Here is a 17,324-nt window from a genome sequence, read left to right as displayed (position 1 = left end):
CCATCCACAAAAGATTTACGCGACACTTTTCAAAAAATCGTCATAAAATAGGGTTGATTCATTAAAGATGTAATGCCCTAAAATGTGAAGAAATGCATTATCTTCACTCTTAAAAAGAATTGTCATAAACGCTTTTGAAAAATATAAAGTTAAATTTAAAAATGATAGGAAAGATGAGCACTCATTTTTGCCTTTATAATTTTATATTCTTGCTTCATTAGATTATTTCCCATTTCAGAGATTACTCCAATTGATATACGCAATACTTTCGCCTTCATCTAGTATAAAGGCTAATATAGCAGAGAACATACGGATGCATTTTTTGTTTCAAAACTGCTATGAAGATGAGATATTGAGTTATAAGCAACAAAAAAATATTTAATGTCTCAATGAGACTTTTATACCTATCACCACACCTCAAATGAGAGGTTTTTACAGGATAATAGAAAAAGGTGAATCATCCTATATTCTAAAAAGACAGTTTATCCTTTCAGTGTATTTTGCTAAAGGCTTATGCTATAAACGTATAAGCGTGTTTTACTAGAATTTTAACTCTTTCATTTTTAAGGCTGCTGTTATGGGTGTTGTTGCCAAAAATTTTCCCATACCTGATCTTCATCGGGTTCGTCGTGTTCTCTTTTCTGTGTCTGATAAAACGGGTGTGGTTGCTTTTGCACAAGCCCTTCATGCTACTTACAATGTTGAATTGATTTCAACAGGAGGAACAGCAAAAACCCTCATAGCGGCTGGTTTACCCGTAAAAGATGTTGCTGAAGTTACCGGATTTCCTGAAATAATGGATGGGCGTGTAAAAACACTCCATCCTTTGATTCATGGTGCTTTGTTAGGGGTAAGAGAAGATCCTAACCATAGGGAAGCTATGGAAAAGAACAGCATTTATGGAATTGATCTTTTGGTGGTGAATCTTTACCCTTTTGAAGAGACGATCCTTTCGGGAGCTGATGGGCAAACGATTCTTGAAAATATTGATATCGGTGGACCGGCGATGATTCGCGCCGCGGCAAAAAATTATGCTTATACCGGTGTTGTAACAGCGATAAAAGATTATGATTCGATTTTAGCTGAATTAAAGCAGCATAATGGATGTTTAAGCTTATCTATGCGTCATCAGCTAGCAATGCGCGCTTATGCACACACCGCTGCTTATGATACGGCAATAGCATCGTGGTTTGCAAGGGATTTAGAAATTGAAACTCCATCGTGGCAGAGTTTTTCTGGTCATCTTGAAAGTGTTATGCGCTATGGAGAAAATCCACATCAACAGGCAGCATTTTATCGCAATAATGAAAAACGTTTTGGTATTGCAACAGCAAAACTTTTACAAGGCAAAGCACTTTCTTATAACAATCTGAATGATACAGATGCAGCCTTTGAACTTGTGGCAGAATTTGATCCGCAAAAAACCGCTGCTGTCGCTCTTATTAAACATGCCAATCCTTGTGGTGTTGCGGAAGGAGAAAATTTGAAAGAAGCTTATTTGAAAGCTCTTATGTGTGATAATGTATCGGCATTTGGTGGAATTGTTGCTTTAAATCAAACCCTTGATGAGGAATGTGCTGAAGAGATTGTTAAAATTTTTACAGAAGTGATTATTGCTCCTGATGCCACAATGGCGGCACGTGAAATTATTGCCAAGAAAAAAAATCTTCGTTTGCTCATTACAGGTGGAGTTCCTGATCCACGCTGTGGAGGACTTCTTGCGAAAACACTTGCAGGAGGCATTTTAGTACAATCACGTGATAACGTGGTAGTCGATGATCTTAAATTGCAAGTAGTGACAAAGCGGGCACCAACTCAAGATGAAATGCGTGATCTTCAATTTGCTTTTCGTGTAGCAAAGCACGTTAAATCAAATGCTATTGTGTACGCGAAAAATAGCGCAACAGTTGGAATTGGAGCCGGACAAATGAGCCGCATCGATTCAGCAAAAATTGCTGCAAGTAAAGCAGCAGAAAGTGCGCAAAGAGCAGGCTTAACAGAAACTCTCACAAAAGGATCTGTTGTTGCATCAGATGCATTTTTTCCTTTTGCTGATGGTTTATTAGCAGCAGCTGAAGCAGGAGCAACAGCAGTTATTCAACCAGGAGGCTCCATGCGTGATGAAGAAGTTATCGCCGCTGCTGATGCACAGGGGTTAGCGATGGTTTTTACAGGAACACGTCACTTCCGCCATTAATAATTTTGCTGCTTTTCTTTTCGTATGAGACAAATGTTTCAAGGAATTTTTCATAATTATCGTATGACTATTGATAACTGTTGAAATGGAAGCAGTTATTCAATCCAAAGAAGCTACACGTGAAGAAGTTTATCACCGCAGAAAATGCACATAATTTAGCCAATGCACATAATTTAGCCATTGGTTAGGGATAAGATGTTCTTGTTGATATTTTTAATGGTTACCCTTTCGCATGAGAAAAATGTTAAAGGGACATTATCTTGTATTAGATGCATACCTGCTATGATATTATAACACAACTCTTTTTAGTAATATACTCTATTCTTAAACTAGAGAGTGTAATGAAAAGTTTGAGTAGAGGATATGAATATTCTACGTTTTTATAGTAATTGGCGCCGTTATCGTCGAACCGTTAATGCGTTAAGTCGTCTTTCAACATATGAACTCAACGATCTTGGAATTTGTCGAGGTGATATTGATTCAATTGCACGACGTTATTCGCGTAGATCTTTATGAAAGTTGTTTGAGATATTTGAGAGAATGCTTTGCTATGAAAAAGCGCGCATTTTGTGGTTTGTTATTATAACTTCATTTTTAGTATAATAACAAAGAGCAGAAGAGTTATTTTTCTCGGCCATTGTTATGTATTGTTTCTCGAATTTTCAATGCTTCTGTGATGTACAACATTTGATTTGTAATAATAATTTAGCGTTATTCATATTAAATTAGAACCCCGAATACCGTAAGATTCTCTCATTTCAAATCTGTGTATGTTGAATCAACAAAAACCATTCGCCTGCACGTTACAAGCGGGGAGAGCTGTATGGATAAAAGCTATTAAGAAAAGGCTAAAAATGCCTCTTATGAACCATCTCTAGTGCCAAGAGCTTGTTACAAACATTGGGCACTGATAAATAGTGTGATAGTGCCGAGCTGCTCCTTCATAAGCGTAAAGATGGGGGTGCTTAATGGATTTACCGTTATACCCATCACGGGCATCGTCGCAAAATAGGCTTGGAAGCGTTAAGGGATTTTTCTTTAAAATAAGTCCGTGAATATACAATACAATAGCGCTCTGTTTTTCGTGAAGAGCGTAATCCTATTAATGCAACTCTCTCAGAGAGAAATATTGATCCCAACAGCACACTTAAAAACTTATCGAAGATAAGCAACGGCTTAATTTTCTCTCCATATCTTTAAAGGATCAAAATCCTTAACTAGTACTCATCTGTCAACAATGGTCTTTCAAAAACCTTTTTTCTGAAGCCAATCCCTTTAGCATCACCTCATGAGATTCTATGAGCAAACCTTGCCTAAAAACATCCAACCCATACTCCCAAAAAATGCTTCGTGTATAAAATTGATATGATCTTCAAATTTTGAGAATATTACCACAATAAACAATAATGTTTTGCGACACACAAGATAAAACGCAATATACTATGGGTTGGAACAATGTTCTAATTTTTTATCAAATGCTTTACGGATAAAACGCCAACGAACTTTTTCCTGAAATGCAGGACGAAAATATAAAACAATCTGTTGTGTCCGTTGTGGACCTGTTAATTCTGCAAAATCAATCGAATCTTCAAGACAAATATCTGCGTCAGGCGATATAAAATACCATACTTGTTCGCTCTTCACGTTCTCGTTCTTTACGGCTAAACACACACGTTTGCCATCATAGTTAACTTCAACTTGTGGATGAAGATGAAACCGAACAGCAACATGATTTTGTTCATTTTGCACACTCTTGTGTCTCTTTCCCCCTTTATTTGGCATAAAAAAGCGATCAAAACCTTCGATCGTATCTCCATTTGTGGCCAAAATAAGACCACGCTCATGAATAAGATTAAAGGGTCGCACATAACCATTATGACTCGCAATAAAACCTGTCTTCTCTGAATCCTCTATACGGCACACTTGAACATCTGTTGGTCCATCAAACAAAAATGGCGCGCCATTTTTCTTTTTATGATAAAAAGCACCCACTGAACAATCATTAAGCGTAGCTGTTGAATGTGCTGCAGTAACACGCCCTAAATGTCGATACTCTTCCCGCCCATCAGGATTAACACCGGCATTGATAATAAAACGGTGCCCTTGTGAAGACATTTCAAAAGACAAACACCCCGAACAAGCCTGCTGTGCTACAGAGCGGGGTGGAAACTTTCCTGTATCTGCAAGCACTGTTGTTTGATTGGCTTTTAAGCGCTGAAATCCTGAATAACGGGCATAACTAAAAGGATGCCCTCCTGTTTCATCAAGCTCCAAAAGCGATGATAATCGTTCCGACACAAGGGGACCAACCCCATTAAAATGGGCCAACGTTTGATCCTCATGGATAAAGAATCGTAAAGCTGGTAACATACGCTCAACAGAATCAATTAAAATACGGGGTGCTGTTTCATTGCTACGCATAAAAAGATGCCGTAACGACAATAAATCCGATAACAAATTCAGCAAAATAACAGGACTACGGGAAATATGCCCACCATCAACTAGGATTTGACGGGAAAGCTCCTCTATAAGTGTGGTTTGTACCTTTTTTTTCACTGCCGCAGAAACAGGCAAAGCAAGAGATGCGAATGTCAAAGCTACTGCTGCTTGTAAACGTTGATCATTGTGCTCCATACTACAAATTGTTACGCGCAAATAACGAAATTGCAAACCAAGTGCACGCAAAAAGCGTTTTTCAAACCGCTCACTTGCCCCTTCTAACAACATTTTCGAATGACAAATCCATGAAATCAAGCGCCGCGCCACAACAGGACCACTCCAAGCAAGTCCTTTTACCTTCTTGCCAGCATGGTCAAACCAATCTTCTAAAAGAGAGCGTGCATGTGCAGAAGCTAAATCACTTCCTGCTGCCTCCATATGGCGCAACCAATGAAAATCATGTAGAGCCGCTTCCCATTCTAGCGTTGGTGGAACCAATGAAAACGGCGAAACAGCACCAGAATGAACAATATGACCAGCAAAAGCAAAACGACCATGATAAAATTCATGCGCCATCATCGGATCAGCTACATGCAAATCCATGGGATGCGCTAAAATTTTATGAGGACGAAACCCTGAAAATCGCCAACGAAACAATGGTCCAACCCATAAACGCCGCATAACATTCTGTATCATATCGATACAGGCTGCCACTTTTACCTGAGGAGCTTTTACCGCAACCGCCAAAATTTCATCTCCATTTATGCTGAATCAAATACAATTTCGACCATTTTTGTAAATGAAGCGTTAATTAAGCAATTTTTCGTAAGCGCGCAGCGAAAAAACCATCCATTCCTAAAAATACGGTTTTCTCAGCATCAAAATTTTTATGACAAAAATCCGCAGGCGTTGTCCGTAACATCCCCCCACAAAGCAAATGTTCCAGTGCTCCCATTTCCTCTGGATAAATAGGGTCTAAAACAATGTCATTGCGTATCGATAAAATTTTCTCAATAAGATCTTCACCTTCTTCTCTTGCCAATGAACAATTGGAAAAAACAATCCGTCCCCCCTCCTTTACCAAAGAAATTGCTGCGACAAGCAAATCATATTGCAACGCCGCTAACTTGACGATATCTTCCCTCGATTTCGTCCATAAAATATCTGGATGACGACGGATTGTTCCTGTAGAAGAACAAGGAGCATCAAGAAGAACCGCATCAAAAAGCTGTGTTGAATGGAAATTTCTCACATCGCCCTTCCAAATGTGAACTAAAAAATGAAGCCGTTCCATATTTTCTTTTAAACGCTTTATGCGGTTAGCAGAAAGCTCAATTGCAGTCACCTCAGCCCCTTGCAAAGCCAATTGTGCTGTTTTTCCTCCAGGGCTCGCACAAAGATCAGCAACGCGTTTACCCTCAATACTCCCAAGTAAACAAGCAGGCAAAGCTGCTGCAAAATCTTGAACCCACCAAGACCCTTCACGATAGCCTGGTAAATCAGCAACAGAACACTCCAGACGCTTCAATCGAACAGAACCATTGGGCAATACCACACCGCCAAGCCTTTCAGCCCATCCACCACTATCAGATTTCACTGTCAAATCGAAAGGAGGTTCCACACTTTGAATTGCGATAATCTGATATGCCTTTTCTGTTCCATAAGCTGATATTAAAAGCTGTCCAAACCACGCTGGCACACCTTCAATGGTAGGAACTTGTTGACGTAAAGGCTCTGCCTCACGTGCAACATTGCGCAAAAGAGCATTCACCATCCCTGAAAAACGGCGCATTCGAGGATCAAGTTTCGCCACACGCACAGCTAAATCAATAGCCGCATGATCGGGAATATCAAGATAAAGAATTTGTGCAACACTGATATGCAAAAGATGCTGAAGTGAAAGTGCTTGTGAAGGCAAAGGACGCGCCAAAAAGCGTGAGAGAGCCGCCATAATCTGCCCTCGATGACGCAATGAAGCTGTTAAAATAGCCCGACATAACAAACGATCTCGTTGTGAAAGCTTCAAATATTGTGGATGTCCGTGTTCATTATCCGTCAAACCAGACAGAGGCGTGTACTTATCAACTACCGCCCCCAAAAGACGTACACACACCTGCCGAACAGCTAATCCTGGAACATTTTTTTCAGACACATGCCCCGCTTTTTTGTGTTTCAAAACACCACCTTTATATCACAGTTTTCTCAAGAGCTCTCTCAATAATTCTATGAACGAGATCTTTTTGAATTTTCATAACGAAGCCAAGAAGGACGTTTTGTAACACGCTGAAAAGAACTGTTTTCTTGCTCACCTAATGCATGAGCCTGACCACTATGAAAATCTCCATAGTTCATCCCGCTGCTTTTTTCATGTATAGCGTCTTCTTTATTCCATCCCACACTTTTGGCAAGAGCCCCTTTCAACTCTTCTGCTTGCCGATAAAGAGCAGCGATACGATTTGCAGTTGCTGGATGTGTCGAAAAAAGACTATCCGCTCCCTCACCGCTCAAAGGATTAATAATAAACAGATGCGCGGTTGCTGGATTATGCTCTGCTTCTTCATTATATACCCCACGTCCCCCATCAGCAATCTTATACAATGCCGAAGCCAACCATAAAGGATTACCACATATTTCAGCCCCTCTACGATCCGCAGCATATTCCCGTGTACGGCTAATCGCCATTTGCACCAGCATCGCTGCAAAAGGCGCCACGAGCAATGCAATAAATCCTCCAATTGCCCCAGCGCCATGAGAATCTTCTGAAGAATTACGCTGTCCTCCCATAAAGAAAGCAAAATTACCAAGCATTGAAATTGCCCCTGCAATCGTTGCGGTTAGAGTCATTGTTAACGTATCGCGATGCTCAATATGTGCGAGCTCATGCGCCATAACGCCGGCAATTTCCTCAGCGCTTAACCGCTCTAACAACCCAGTACTTGCAGCAACAGCTGCATTTTGCGGATTACGTCCCGTTGCAAAAGCATTTGGCTGTGCATTCTCAATAACATAAATTTTTGGTTGAGGAAGAGAAGCTTTTTTAGCTAAATCGCTTACAATCTTATAATAAACTGGTGCTGAATGCTGATCAACTTCACGCGCCCCGTACATGCGTAAAACGATTTTATCTGAATTCCAATAAGAAAAAAAGTTTAAACCACTTGCCATTAAAAGAGCAATGACCATGCCACCACCCCCTCCAACAAGATAACCAACTCCCATAAAGAGAGCAGTTAAAAAAGCCAAAAGCATAGCTGTACGCATTATATTCATTACTCAAAAAACTCCATGATAAAAGTCAATCAATACTATATGATGGTGTTTTCTTTCTGCTTCTTCAATGGAATAGGTGTAAAATGAATAAAAAAGATGAGAAAACAAGCAAAAAAAATGCAACTGTCATTAAACAGCAATCTCTTTCTCCCGCAGCACAACGCGCCCTTAAAGAAGCTGAAGAAAGACGAAAACGCGCAACAAAAAAAGAACAACCTTTAGAAAACGGCGGACGCGGCGGCAAAGACCCTTCCCGCTATGGAGACTGGGAAATTAAAGGCCGCGCCATTGATTTTTAAAACCATTGATTAAAAAAACCAGCGCGGTTTAAACAAGCAGCTTTTTAAAGAAAATCCGTTTTTGATAGACAAAAACGGATAATATTTATTTTTCTAAAGCTTTTAAAAACACGTTGATTAAACAATCATGCTTCTTATGCTGTAGCAGATTCTGCTTCAGCCGCTGCCGCTGCTTCTTCTGCCGCTTGCTTTGCTGCTGCTATACGTTCTTGTGCTTTTTTACCCGGTTCACCTTTATGTGGATTATTACGAGTTGGACGCTTTTTCAAGCCAGCTGCATCTAAAAACCGTAAAACGCGATCTGTTGGTTGAGCCCCTTGCCCAAGCCAATATTGGATACGTTCTTCATTAAGTTTCACCCTCGGTCCATCTTTAGGCAACATTGGATCCCATGCACCAACACGTTCAAGAAACCGCCCATCGCGCGGACTACGAACATCTGCAACGACGATATGATAGTAAGGACGTTTTTTTGAACCTCCACGGGACAAACGAATTTTCAATGCCATATTTTATCTCCTATTGTCAGCTCTGGCTTTCGTTTAAATTGACTTTTTTGTTTTTTGCTCTTCAGCAATAACTTCATGATGACTCACAACTTCTTTAATAATAAATTTTAAAAATCTTTCAGCAAAATCAGGATCAAGATCACTATCCATAGCCAATTGCCGCAAACGCGCTACCTGATATTGCTCACGCAGAGGATCTACTTTAGGCAAATCATAACGGGCTTTTAAGCGCCCAACAGCTTTCGTACAACGAAACCGCTCTGCTAAGATATGAATCAAGGTTGCATCAAAATTATCAATGGATGCTCGTAAATGTGCCAATTCGTTTAATACTGTTTCCTGCATTATATTCCTCTCCCTCTTTACATCTTATTTTTTCTTAGGATGCTGAGGAAAATTTCCCCCATCGACAATGCCATTGGAAAGACCAGGAAATGTAGGTCCACGCTTAGGAAGTCCGGGCAAGAGCTTCCCTCCATTACCATTTTCAATTTGCTTTTGAAGCATTGAGAATTTCTTTGGATCCAATCCCGACAAATCCGGCATAGCTGGAGAATCCCCTCCCAAGTTTCCCATACCACCCAAACCCATTTTGGAACCAAGGCCTCCCAACATTTTTCCCATAAAACCACTTTTTCCTTTACCACCCATGGCTTTCATCATATCAGCCATTTGGCGATACATCTTCAAAAGTTTATTAATATCAGCCGCTGTCGTACCAGACCCCTTAGCAATTCGTTGTTTGCGGCTATGTTTTAAAAGCTCTGGATTCGCCCGCTCTTTGGGTGTCATAGATGAAATAATGGCCAATTGACGATCAAACAAACGATCATCAAACCCCGCAGCCGCAATCTGCTCTTTGACCTTCCCCATTCCTGGCAACATGCCCATAATACCGCCCATTCCACCCAGTTTTTTCATTTTCTGCAACTGTTCTGCAAGATCATTCAGATCAAATTTTCCAGCTTGCATTTTTTTTGTAAAAGCAGCAGCTTTCTCGTGATCCATTGTTTCAGCAGCTTTTTCAACCAAAGAAACAATATCCCCCATTCCGAGAATACGATCAGCAATACGACTGGGATGAAATTCTTCTAAAGCATCTATTTTTTCACCAGTTCCAATTGCTTTAATTGGTTTACCTGTAACAGCACGCATAGAAAGAGCAGCGCCACCACGCCCATCACTATCCATCCGTGTTAAAATAATCCCCGTAATCCCTACACGCTCATCAAAAGAACGAGCAAGATGAACGGCATCTTGCCCCGTCAAACTATCAGCCACCAACATAATCTCATGAGGAAGGGAACATGCTTTAATTTCAGCCAATTCGAGCATCAAAGCTTCATCAATATGATTACGTCCTGCTGTATCAAGAAGAAGCACGTCATAACCACCCAATTTAGCAGCCTGTACGGCACGTGATGCAATATCAACGGGCAGCTGACCCGCAATAATAGGCAAGCTTGCAAGTTTTGCCTGTTCTCCCAATTGGCGCAATTGCTCCTGTGCAGCGGGACGGCGTGTATCTAATGACGCCATGAGAACTTTTTTATTGTGCTTATCAGTAAAACGTTTTGCAAGCTTTGCTGTTGTGGTTGTTTTTCCCGAACCTTGCAAACCAGTCATCATGATAACAACAGGAGCTGGTGCATTTAAATCACTCAGAACGGTTTCATTTCCAAGAATATGAACCAATTCATCATGAACAATTTTAACCACCATTTGGCCTGGTTTAATTGATTTAACGATTTCGGCCCCAACAGCTTTTTCCCGAACTCTATCGGTAAAAGAGCGCACAACATCAAGAGCAACATCAGCTTCCAATAAAGCGCGACGAATTTCACGCAGCGCCTCTACAACATCCTGATCCGATAAAGCGCCACGTCCCGTCAAATGAGACAGGATAGAACCAAGTCGCTCTTGCAAGGATTCAAACATCATTTACCTCATTGTTGCATAACAAACAAACCAAAATAGCATCCGAGAACGCATCGCGCCGTCGGATGTTGACCTCTGAGATCTCTTTATACCCTTAAACTGGGGTCTCAGTCGGTGGCTCCAAGTTAATTTTGTCACTGAAAGCTTGCTCCTTCAAACAATAAAACCCCAGCTTTGTCAAGTTTTATCATAAAATATCTTTTTATACGAAGAAATAAAAACAACAAATACTATACTTCAAAACTTTCAACTTCAACACGCATAAAACAACCTGTTTCCTGTTCCATGCTCCATAATTTTCCGCTAGAGATATCAAACCAAACCCCATGCAATGTCAAAAAACCTTGATCTTTGCGAAGCTTTATCCACGGAAACGTCTCTAAATTTCTCAACGAATGGCGAATAGAAAGCTGCTCTAATGCCGTCTGTTTTTCTGGCCAAGACAACGACTTATTATTCAAAACGATTTCTGCTGCTGGTGCTAAAAGACTTATCCATTGACCGATAAAATCATTTGATAATAAAGATTTATATGTCTCATTAAGAGCAGTACGAATGCCTCCACAATGGGCATGACCAAAAACGACAATATGTCTCACCTCAAGCAATTGCACAGCATATTCAAGAGCTGCTGATGTTGCGTGATATTGGTCATCAGGAGAAAAAGGAGGAACCACATTCGCCACGTTGCGCAGGGTGAAAATTTCCCCTGGCTTAGCATCAAAAATCATTTCTGGTACTGCACGCGAATCACAACAAGCAATGACCAAAACTTCAGGTTTCTGCCCCTCAATCGCCAATTGCTGATAATCTGCTATTTTATATAAAAAATGATTGTTTATAAAGTTTTGGTAACCACTTAAAAGTCTTTCTGGTAAATGCGCCATTCTCTCTTTACTTTTGCTTCTTTTTTTACTTTCATTTTGTATATTTTAAAAAACAAACTATTAACATACAAAAATACTAAAAGCGCCCTTTCCTTGAAGCAAAATATTTCTTTAAAGTACAAAATATTACTAAAAAATAGCAAAAACAAACTCATTCTTTCCAAATAAAGAGCTATTTTCTTTAGAAAGAAGGTGTTACAGTATATAAAAAATATAATGGTCTGCTTTTAAAAAGAGAAGAAAAGACCCCTTAAGAGCAAAAAGGGAGAGTGAATGTGTTGCAACAAAAAAAAACAGAGACAAAAAACACCCAAGATAAAATAGAACAAATCCTTTTTGCCCAAACCGATAAAGAAGATATTGCTTATTATGAAAATGAAGAACTTCAAAAAGCCACAGCCATCGCGGTAAAAGCTTTTAATCTCCATCAGACGGGAAAAAATACCATCTGCTTTGAGCAAAATTTAACCCGCAGTAACAAACCTATAACCGTTATCACGCTTGTCAATGATAACAAACCCTTCCTTCTGGATTCTATTTTAAATGTTTTTAATCAACACAAAAACCATATCTATTTGATTGCACACCCCATTATTGATTGTGCTTCTGGAAAACGCATCAGTCTGATGCAAATTCACATCGAGTCATTAAACAAACAGCAAATACAAAAACTTGAAAATGAACTCACCTTAGTTCTTGAACAGGTTAATGCTGCTGTACAAGACTGGAAACCTATGCTTGAAGAAGTTGAAAAGCATATTCATGCCTACCAAATAAGTCTTCCCCCGCACTACAAACAAGAAGGCGAAAAGGCCATTGAGTTTCTTCACTGGCTAATGGATGATAATTTCATTTTCCTTGGTATGCGCACTTACAACTTCATCAAAGACCAAAAACCCCTAAAATCCTTTACAGCGAGTAATATTGAGCTTGGTATACTCACGGATGCTTCTATTCATATTGTTGACGATAAAAGTATGAAAGAACCTCCTCAAGAAGTTTTATCCTTCATGGAAAGCGATAATCTGTTTATCGTGACAAAAGCGAACAGCCGCTCCAAAATTCACCGTTCTGTTTGGCTCGATTATATTGGTCTTAAAATCTTTGATAAAGAAAACCAACTCTGTGGAGAATTACGCATTGTAGGGCTTTTTACCTCCTCAGCTTATACACGTTCTATTTTGCAAATTCCTTTCTTAAAAGAAAAAGCCCGAACTATTATTCAACGTCTTGGACACAATCACGCCGATTATTCAGGAAAAGCACTCATCAGTGCTTTAGAAACCTATCCAAGAGATGAAATGTTTCGCTCTGATGTTGATACATTGACAGAAAACACTAAGCTTATTCTACAATTAGATGAGCGCCCACGTTTACGGGTTCTTGCCCACACTGATTCTTTTGGACGCTTTGTTTCTATCCTTGTCTACGTACCGCGTGACCAATATAGCAGCAGCCTGCGTGAAAAAGTTGGCGAACATTTTGTAGAGCTTTATAAAGGTGACTTTTTTGAATCTTATCCGCTATTTTTGGAAAGCACCCTTATACGTGTCTATTATATCATCCATCGCAAAGGAAACGAAACTGTTCCCCTTCACGAGCGCTCCACACTTGAACAACATGTACGTTCGATTGCACGAAGTTGGGAAGACAGGGTTCAAGCCATCGCTCTTAACAAGAAAATAACAGAGCAACAAACACGTCTAGCCAGTGAATTCCCCAACAGCTATCGTGATTTATTTTCAGCTGAAGACGCTATTAACGATGCCGGACATATTCTAAGTCTTCATGATGAAAAGCCCCTTTTCGTGATCTTTTATCACGCACAAAACAAAGAAAAACAGTGCATTTCTCTTCGGCTTTTTCACCGCCATGAAGCACTTGCCCTTTCCAAACGTGTACCACTCCTTGAAAATATGGGGTTTCGCGTTATTGCTGAACAAACCCTTGAATTACCAGATGGCAATGGGCGCTCTGTGTATCTTCATGATATGCAGCTAGAAAGTACTTTCCAACGCTGTATCGATTTTGAAAAAGACGGTCAAAAACACGCCGAAACCTTTGAAGCCATTTGGGCACAAAATGCTGATAATGACGGCTTTAATGCTCTCACCCAAACAGCTGAGCTTGATTGGCATGAAATTGTTATTTTGCGCCATTATGGGCGCTATCTCCAACAAGCTGGAATGCCTTATTCGCAAGATCGCGTTGCCCAAACTTTAAATGCTTATCCTGACATTACCCAAGATCTTTATGCTTTATTTCATTTAAAATTTCATCAAAGCCATACAGAAAAAGAACGAGAAAAAAACCAACAAGTCATTCAAAAGCGCATTGAAGAAAAATTACGGAAAGTCTCTGGTTTAGATGATGATCTCATTTTACGCCGTTATTGTAACCTTATCGAGGCGAGTTTACGAACGAATGCCTTTACGACTCTTCCTGATGGAAGTCCACGGCGTATTTTAGCCACCAAATTAAATCCACGCCAGATTGAAGGTTTGCCTGAACCGCGCCCTTACCGAGAAATTTTTGTTTATGGACCAGAAGTTGAAGGGGTCCATTTGCGTTTTGGACCTATCGCTCGTGGCGGCATTCGTTGGTCTGACCGTGCATTAGATTACCGCACCGAAGTGCTTAGCTTAGTCAAAGCCCAACAAGTTAAAAATGCGGTTATCGTTCCTGCAGGTGCAAAAGGTGGATTCTATCCCCATCGGCTTCCCCAAACAAATGACCGTGCTGTCATCATAGAAGCAGCACGACAAGCTTATACAGACTTTATAACAGCTTTGCTCTCCATTACAGACAATCTGATTAACGGCAAAATAAGTTCTCCCCACAATGTCATCTGTCATGATGACCCTGACCCCTATTTTGTTGTTGCGGCGGACAAAGGAACAGCAACTTTTTCTGATACAGCCAACGCCATCAGCCAAGCAAACCACTTTTGGCTTGATGATGCTTTTGCCTCTGGAGGTTCAGCAGGTTACGACCACAAAGACATTGGTATTACAGCTAAAGGTGCATGGGAAGCCGTCAAAAGACATTTTAGAGAATCATTTAATCACGATATTCAAACAACGCCCTTCACCTGTGTCGGTGTTGGCGATATGTCTGGTGATGTCTTTGGCAATGGAATGCTGCTTTCCAAACAAACAAAATTGATTGCCGCTTTTGATCACCGCGATATCTTTATTGATCCAGATCCGAACATAGACGAAAGCTATGTAGAGCGTACGCGTCTCTTCAGACTACCTCGCTCAAGCTGGCAGGATTACGACCAAAGCAAATTATCAAAGGGCGGTGGTATCTTCTCACGAAAAGAAAAAACCATTACTCTCTCACCTGAAGCAGCACAAGCCATTGATTTCGAAAAACAAACAGGAACACCCTTTGAAATTATCTCTGCTCTTCTCAAAGCCCCTGTTGATCTTTTATGGTTCGGTGGCATTGGTACTTATATCCGTGCTGCAACAGAAAATGATGCCCAAGTAGGTGATCGCGCAAATGATGCAATACGCATTACCGGAGAACAAGTGCGTGCAAAAATTATTGGTGAAGGAGCTAATCTTGGTGTTACACAACGTGGACGGATTGAATATGTCTTAAATGGTGGTCGATGCAACACGGATGCCATTGACAATTCTGCTGGTGTGAATTGTTCTGATATTGAGGTCAATCTCAAAATTGTTCTTGCATCAGCACTACGTGCCAAAACGTTAACCCGCGAAGATCGCAATAAGCTCTTGAAAAAAATGACGCCTCAAGTCGAGCAACTCGTCTTGCGTAACAATTATCTACAACCTCTTGCGCTTTCTTTGGCGGAAAACCAAAGCACTACTGATTTGCCCTATCAAATACGCTTTATGCACGATTTGGAACAAAAAAAGCTTCTAGATCGCAGAGTTGAAATACTCCCTGATGAGCAAATTTTACGACAAAGAACAACCCAAGGCAAAGGTCTTCTCCGTCCAGAACTCGCCGTTATTTTTGCCTATGCTAAATTGACCTTAAAAGAAGAAATTGCTAATAGCCCCATTGTTGATGATCACTATTTCAATACAGCCCTGCTGAACTATTTTCCAACCCAAATTCAAGAAAATTTTAAGAAGGAAGTTATTAACCATCAATTGCGTCGTAATATTATCGCAACGCTGATTGCCAACGATATTGTAAATCGTGGAGGCCCCACTTTTGTTAATAGACTACACGATGCAACAGAACAAAAGACTGAAAATATTATTCGCGTTTTTATTGCCATCCGCGATGGTTTCGAAATTCCTCAATTGTCTGAGCAAATTGATAAGCTTGATAATAAAATACCCGGTCTTGTCCAAAATAAATTCTACGCAACAATGACCCCAATGCTCTTTGAAACAACCAATTGGGGTTTGCACAACATAGATCTCTCACGTCCACTAGAAGAAATTGTAAAAACAATAAAGCAAGCCCGTAGCGTTATTGAAAAAGAGCTTATGCATTCTCACGACAACGATATTAAGCAAAAGATTGAAGAAAAAGCATTACACTACAGCGAAGAGGGAGCACCAAAAGCATTAGCGAAACAATTAGCCCTCTTGGAAGCTGCTTCAACAATCTGTGATATTTCTTTAATTGCAAAAAAAAGCAACAGTGATCTTATTAAAACTGCAGAGATCTACTTTTCACTTGCGCAAATCATTCGTATAAACCGCATTAACGAAGCAAGTCGTATAATTCCTGTAGTAGATTATTATGATAGTATGGCTTTAAGCCAAGCCAAAGAAAATGTTTCTGAAAGCTTTCGGCAAATCGTTATGAAAATCCTCAAAAATTATGGAAAGAAAAAAGATCCTTTTGACACTTGGAAAAAAACAGAAGAAGATCATATTCACAACATTACAAACCGCATTAGCGCCCTTATTGAAAATGATCTCAATATTTCTCGTTTTACTTTTGCAGCAGGATTGATTTCTCAACTTCAAAATATTGGCTTTCAAACCTAAAGAAAATACAAAACGACCCTCTCAATCTCCCGTTCTATCCCACCACCACAACAAACCAACTAAGACAGAGCAGAAGTTTGCATTTTAGACATAACACCAAAAATAAAAATCTCGCTATTTATCACAATAGAATTGTTTGCAACAATTTCAAAAAAACAACAGGATTGATTTCTCACCCTAAAAACATAAACTTTCAGACTTAAAAGCAGTACAAAACAGCTAAGCTTTTGCTCCGTTCTATCCATCCATGACGAAGCAGCAAGGAAAGAACGGAGGCGCTATCCCGCATTTTTAGACAGAGCACTAAAAATAAACTCAAATTTTACTGTCAAATATCCTTCATCATAAAAATATAATATATTGATTTACAGTTATAATTTTATCATTTTTATGATGACTGATAATTCGATATTCTAAATTTGTCTCATTTAAAATCTGTTTATATTCAATCAATTAACCCCATTTCCCCTTGCATATTGCAAATGCGAAAGCCGAATAGATAAAAACAGTAAAGAAAGGACTAAAAATGCCCCTCATAAACCGCCTCAAGTGCTAAAAACTACAGTAAGATTGAGAATTAGCAAATATAATATGATGGTTATTCCCCCTAGCTTGTTAGTCCATAACCGAAAAGATGGTGGTGCTTAATGGCTTTATCGTTATACCATTCATAGGCGACATCGTGAAATAGCAAGCACTGAGAAATATTTTTTTTAATAAATGCGTAAATATGCAATACAAATATATTCTGTTTTACGTGGAAGACATATAGCTTCATTAAAAAATATCAGAAATAAAAG

10 protein-coding genes and 1 pseudogene are annotated in these 17,324 nt (G+C 39.7%); 4 read left to right on the top strand and 7 right to left on the bottom strand.

The window, feature by feature from the left end; genetic code table 11:
- The first annotated feature begins 577 nt into the window (after window positions 1–577).
- Window positions 578–2,197, top strand: a complete 1,620-nt coding sequence (gene purH / locus ACFILO_RS01150; RefSeq protein WP_375677717.1) for a bifunctional phosphoribosylaminoimidazolecarboxamide formyltransferase/IMP cyclohydrolase — start codon at window positions 578–580, stop codon at window positions 2,195–2,197.
- 363 nt (window positions 2,198–2,560) lie between these two features.
- Window positions 2,561–2,713, top strand: coding sequence for a DUF1127 domain-containing protein (locus ACFILO_RS01145; protein ID WP_375612232.1), 153 nt, complete (start codon window positions 2,561–2,563; stop codon window positions 2,711–2,713).
- Window positions 2,714–3,637: 924 nt separating this feature from the next.
- Here the strand turns inward: ACFILO_RS01145 and ACFILO_RS01140 are convergent.
- The 3 genes from ACFILO_RS01140 to htpX form a co-directional block, all read right to left on the bottom strand.
- On the bottom strand, window positions 3,638–5,383 hold the full coding sequence (locus tag ACFILO_RS01140; RefSeq protein ID WP_375677716.1) for a heparinase II/III family protein: 1,746 nt from the start codon (window positions 5,381–5,383) through the stop codon (window positions 3,638–3,640).
- 64 nt (window positions 5,384–5,447) lie between these two features.
- Complete coding sequence (locus ACFILO_RS01135; RefSeq protein ID WP_375677715.1) at window positions 5,448–6,812, bottom strand: RsmB/NOP family class I SAM-dependent RNA methyltransferase; 1,365 nt, start codon at window positions 6,810–6,812, stop codon at window positions 5,448–5,450.
- 47 nt (window positions 6,813–6,859) lie between these two features.
- Entirely contained in the window at window positions 6,860–7,906 is a 1,047-nt protein-coding gene (gene htpX, locus ACFILO_RS01130) for a zinc metalloprotease HtpX (protein WP_375677714.1), read from the bottom strand.
- An 83-nt stretch (window positions 7,907–7,989) separates the two neighbouring features.
- On the opposite strand from htpX, the gene ACFILO_RS01125 reads away from it, so the two are divergent.
- Entirely contained in the window at window positions 7,990–8,205 is a 216-nt protein-coding gene (locus ACFILO_RS01125) for a DUF1674 domain-containing protein (RefSeq protein WP_375606032.1), read from the top strand.
- Window positions 8,206–8,339: 134 nt separating this feature from the next.
- On the opposite strand, the gene rpsP is transcribed toward ACFILO_RS01125, so the two are convergent.
- The 4 genes and pseudogenes from rpsP to ACFILO_RS01105 form a co-directional block, all read right to left on the bottom strand.
- Complete coding sequence (gene rpsP / locus ACFILO_RS01120; RefSeq protein ID WP_375612227.1) at window positions 8,340–8,714, bottom strand: 30S ribosomal protein S16; 375 nt, start codon at window positions 8,712–8,714, stop codon at window positions 8,340–8,342.
- A gap of 16 nt (window positions 8,715–8,730) precedes the next feature.
- Window positions 8,731–9,059, bottom strand: a pseudogene (locus ACFILO_RS01115) (chorismate mutase).
- A 24-nt stretch (window positions 9,060–9,083) separates the two neighbouring features.
- Window positions 9,084–10,652 (bottom strand): signal recognition particle protein, encoded by a 1,569-nt coding sequence (gene ffh, locus ACFILO_RS01110; RefSeq protein ID WP_375677723.1) that lies wholly within the window; start codon window positions 10,650–10,652, stop codon window positions 9,084–9,086.
- A gap of 230 nt (window positions 10,653–10,882) precedes the next feature.
- Window positions 10,883–11,539 carry a carbonic anhydrase gene (locus ACFILO_RS01105; RefSeq protein ID WP_375612226.1) on the bottom strand — a complete coding sequence of 219 codons (657 nt, stop codon included), beginning with the start codon at window positions 11,537–11,539 and terminating at the stop codon, window positions 10,883–10,885.
- 275 nt (window positions 11,540–11,814) lie between these two features.
- On the opposite strand from ACFILO_RS01105, the gene ACFILO_RS01100 reads away from it, so the two are divergent.
- On the top strand, window positions 11,815–16,524 hold the full coding sequence (locus ACFILO_RS01100; RefSeq protein ID WP_375677713.1) for an NAD-glutamate dehydrogenase: 4,710 nt from the start codon (window positions 11,815–11,817) through the stop codon (window positions 16,522–16,524).
- Window positions 16,525–17,324 lie beyond the last annotated feature (800 nt).

It is taken from the genome of Bartonella sp. AP72JLCBS (assembly GCF_042195705.1).
In the GTDB taxonomy this organism is placed as follows: domain Bacteria; phylum Pseudomonadota; class Alphaproteobacteria; order Rhizobiales; family Rhizobiaceae; genus Bartonella.
This window is presented reverse-complemented; position numbering and strand designations above follow the sequence as displayed.

Coding starts and splice junctions, on each gene's coding strand:
- ACFILO_RS01105 (WP_375612226.1), bottom strand. CDS start 11,539: ATGGCGCATTTACCAGAAAGACTTTTAAGTGGTTACCAAAACTTTATA.
- ACFILO_RS01125 (WP_375606032.1), top strand. CDS start 7,990: ATGAATAAAAAAGATGAGAAAACAAGCAAAAAAAATGCAACTGTCATT.
- htpX (WP_375677714.1), bottom strand. CDS start 7,906: ATGAATATAATGCGTACAGCTATGCTTTTGGCTTTTTTAACTGCTCTC.
- purH (WP_375677717.1), top strand. CDS start 578: ATGGGTGTTGTTGCCAAAAATTTTCCCATACCTGATCTTCATCGGGTT.
- ffh (WP_375677723.1), bottom strand. CDS start 10,652: ATGTTTGAATCCTTGCAAGAGCGACTTGGTTCTATCCTGTCTCATTTG.
- rpsP (WP_375612227.1), bottom strand. CDS start 8,714: ATGGCATTGAAAATTCGTTTGTCCCGTGGAGGTTCAAAAAAACGTCCT.
- ACFILO_RS01145 (WP_375612232.1), top strand. CDS start 2,561: ATGAATATTCTACGTTTTTATAGTAATTGGCGCCGTTATCGTCGAACC.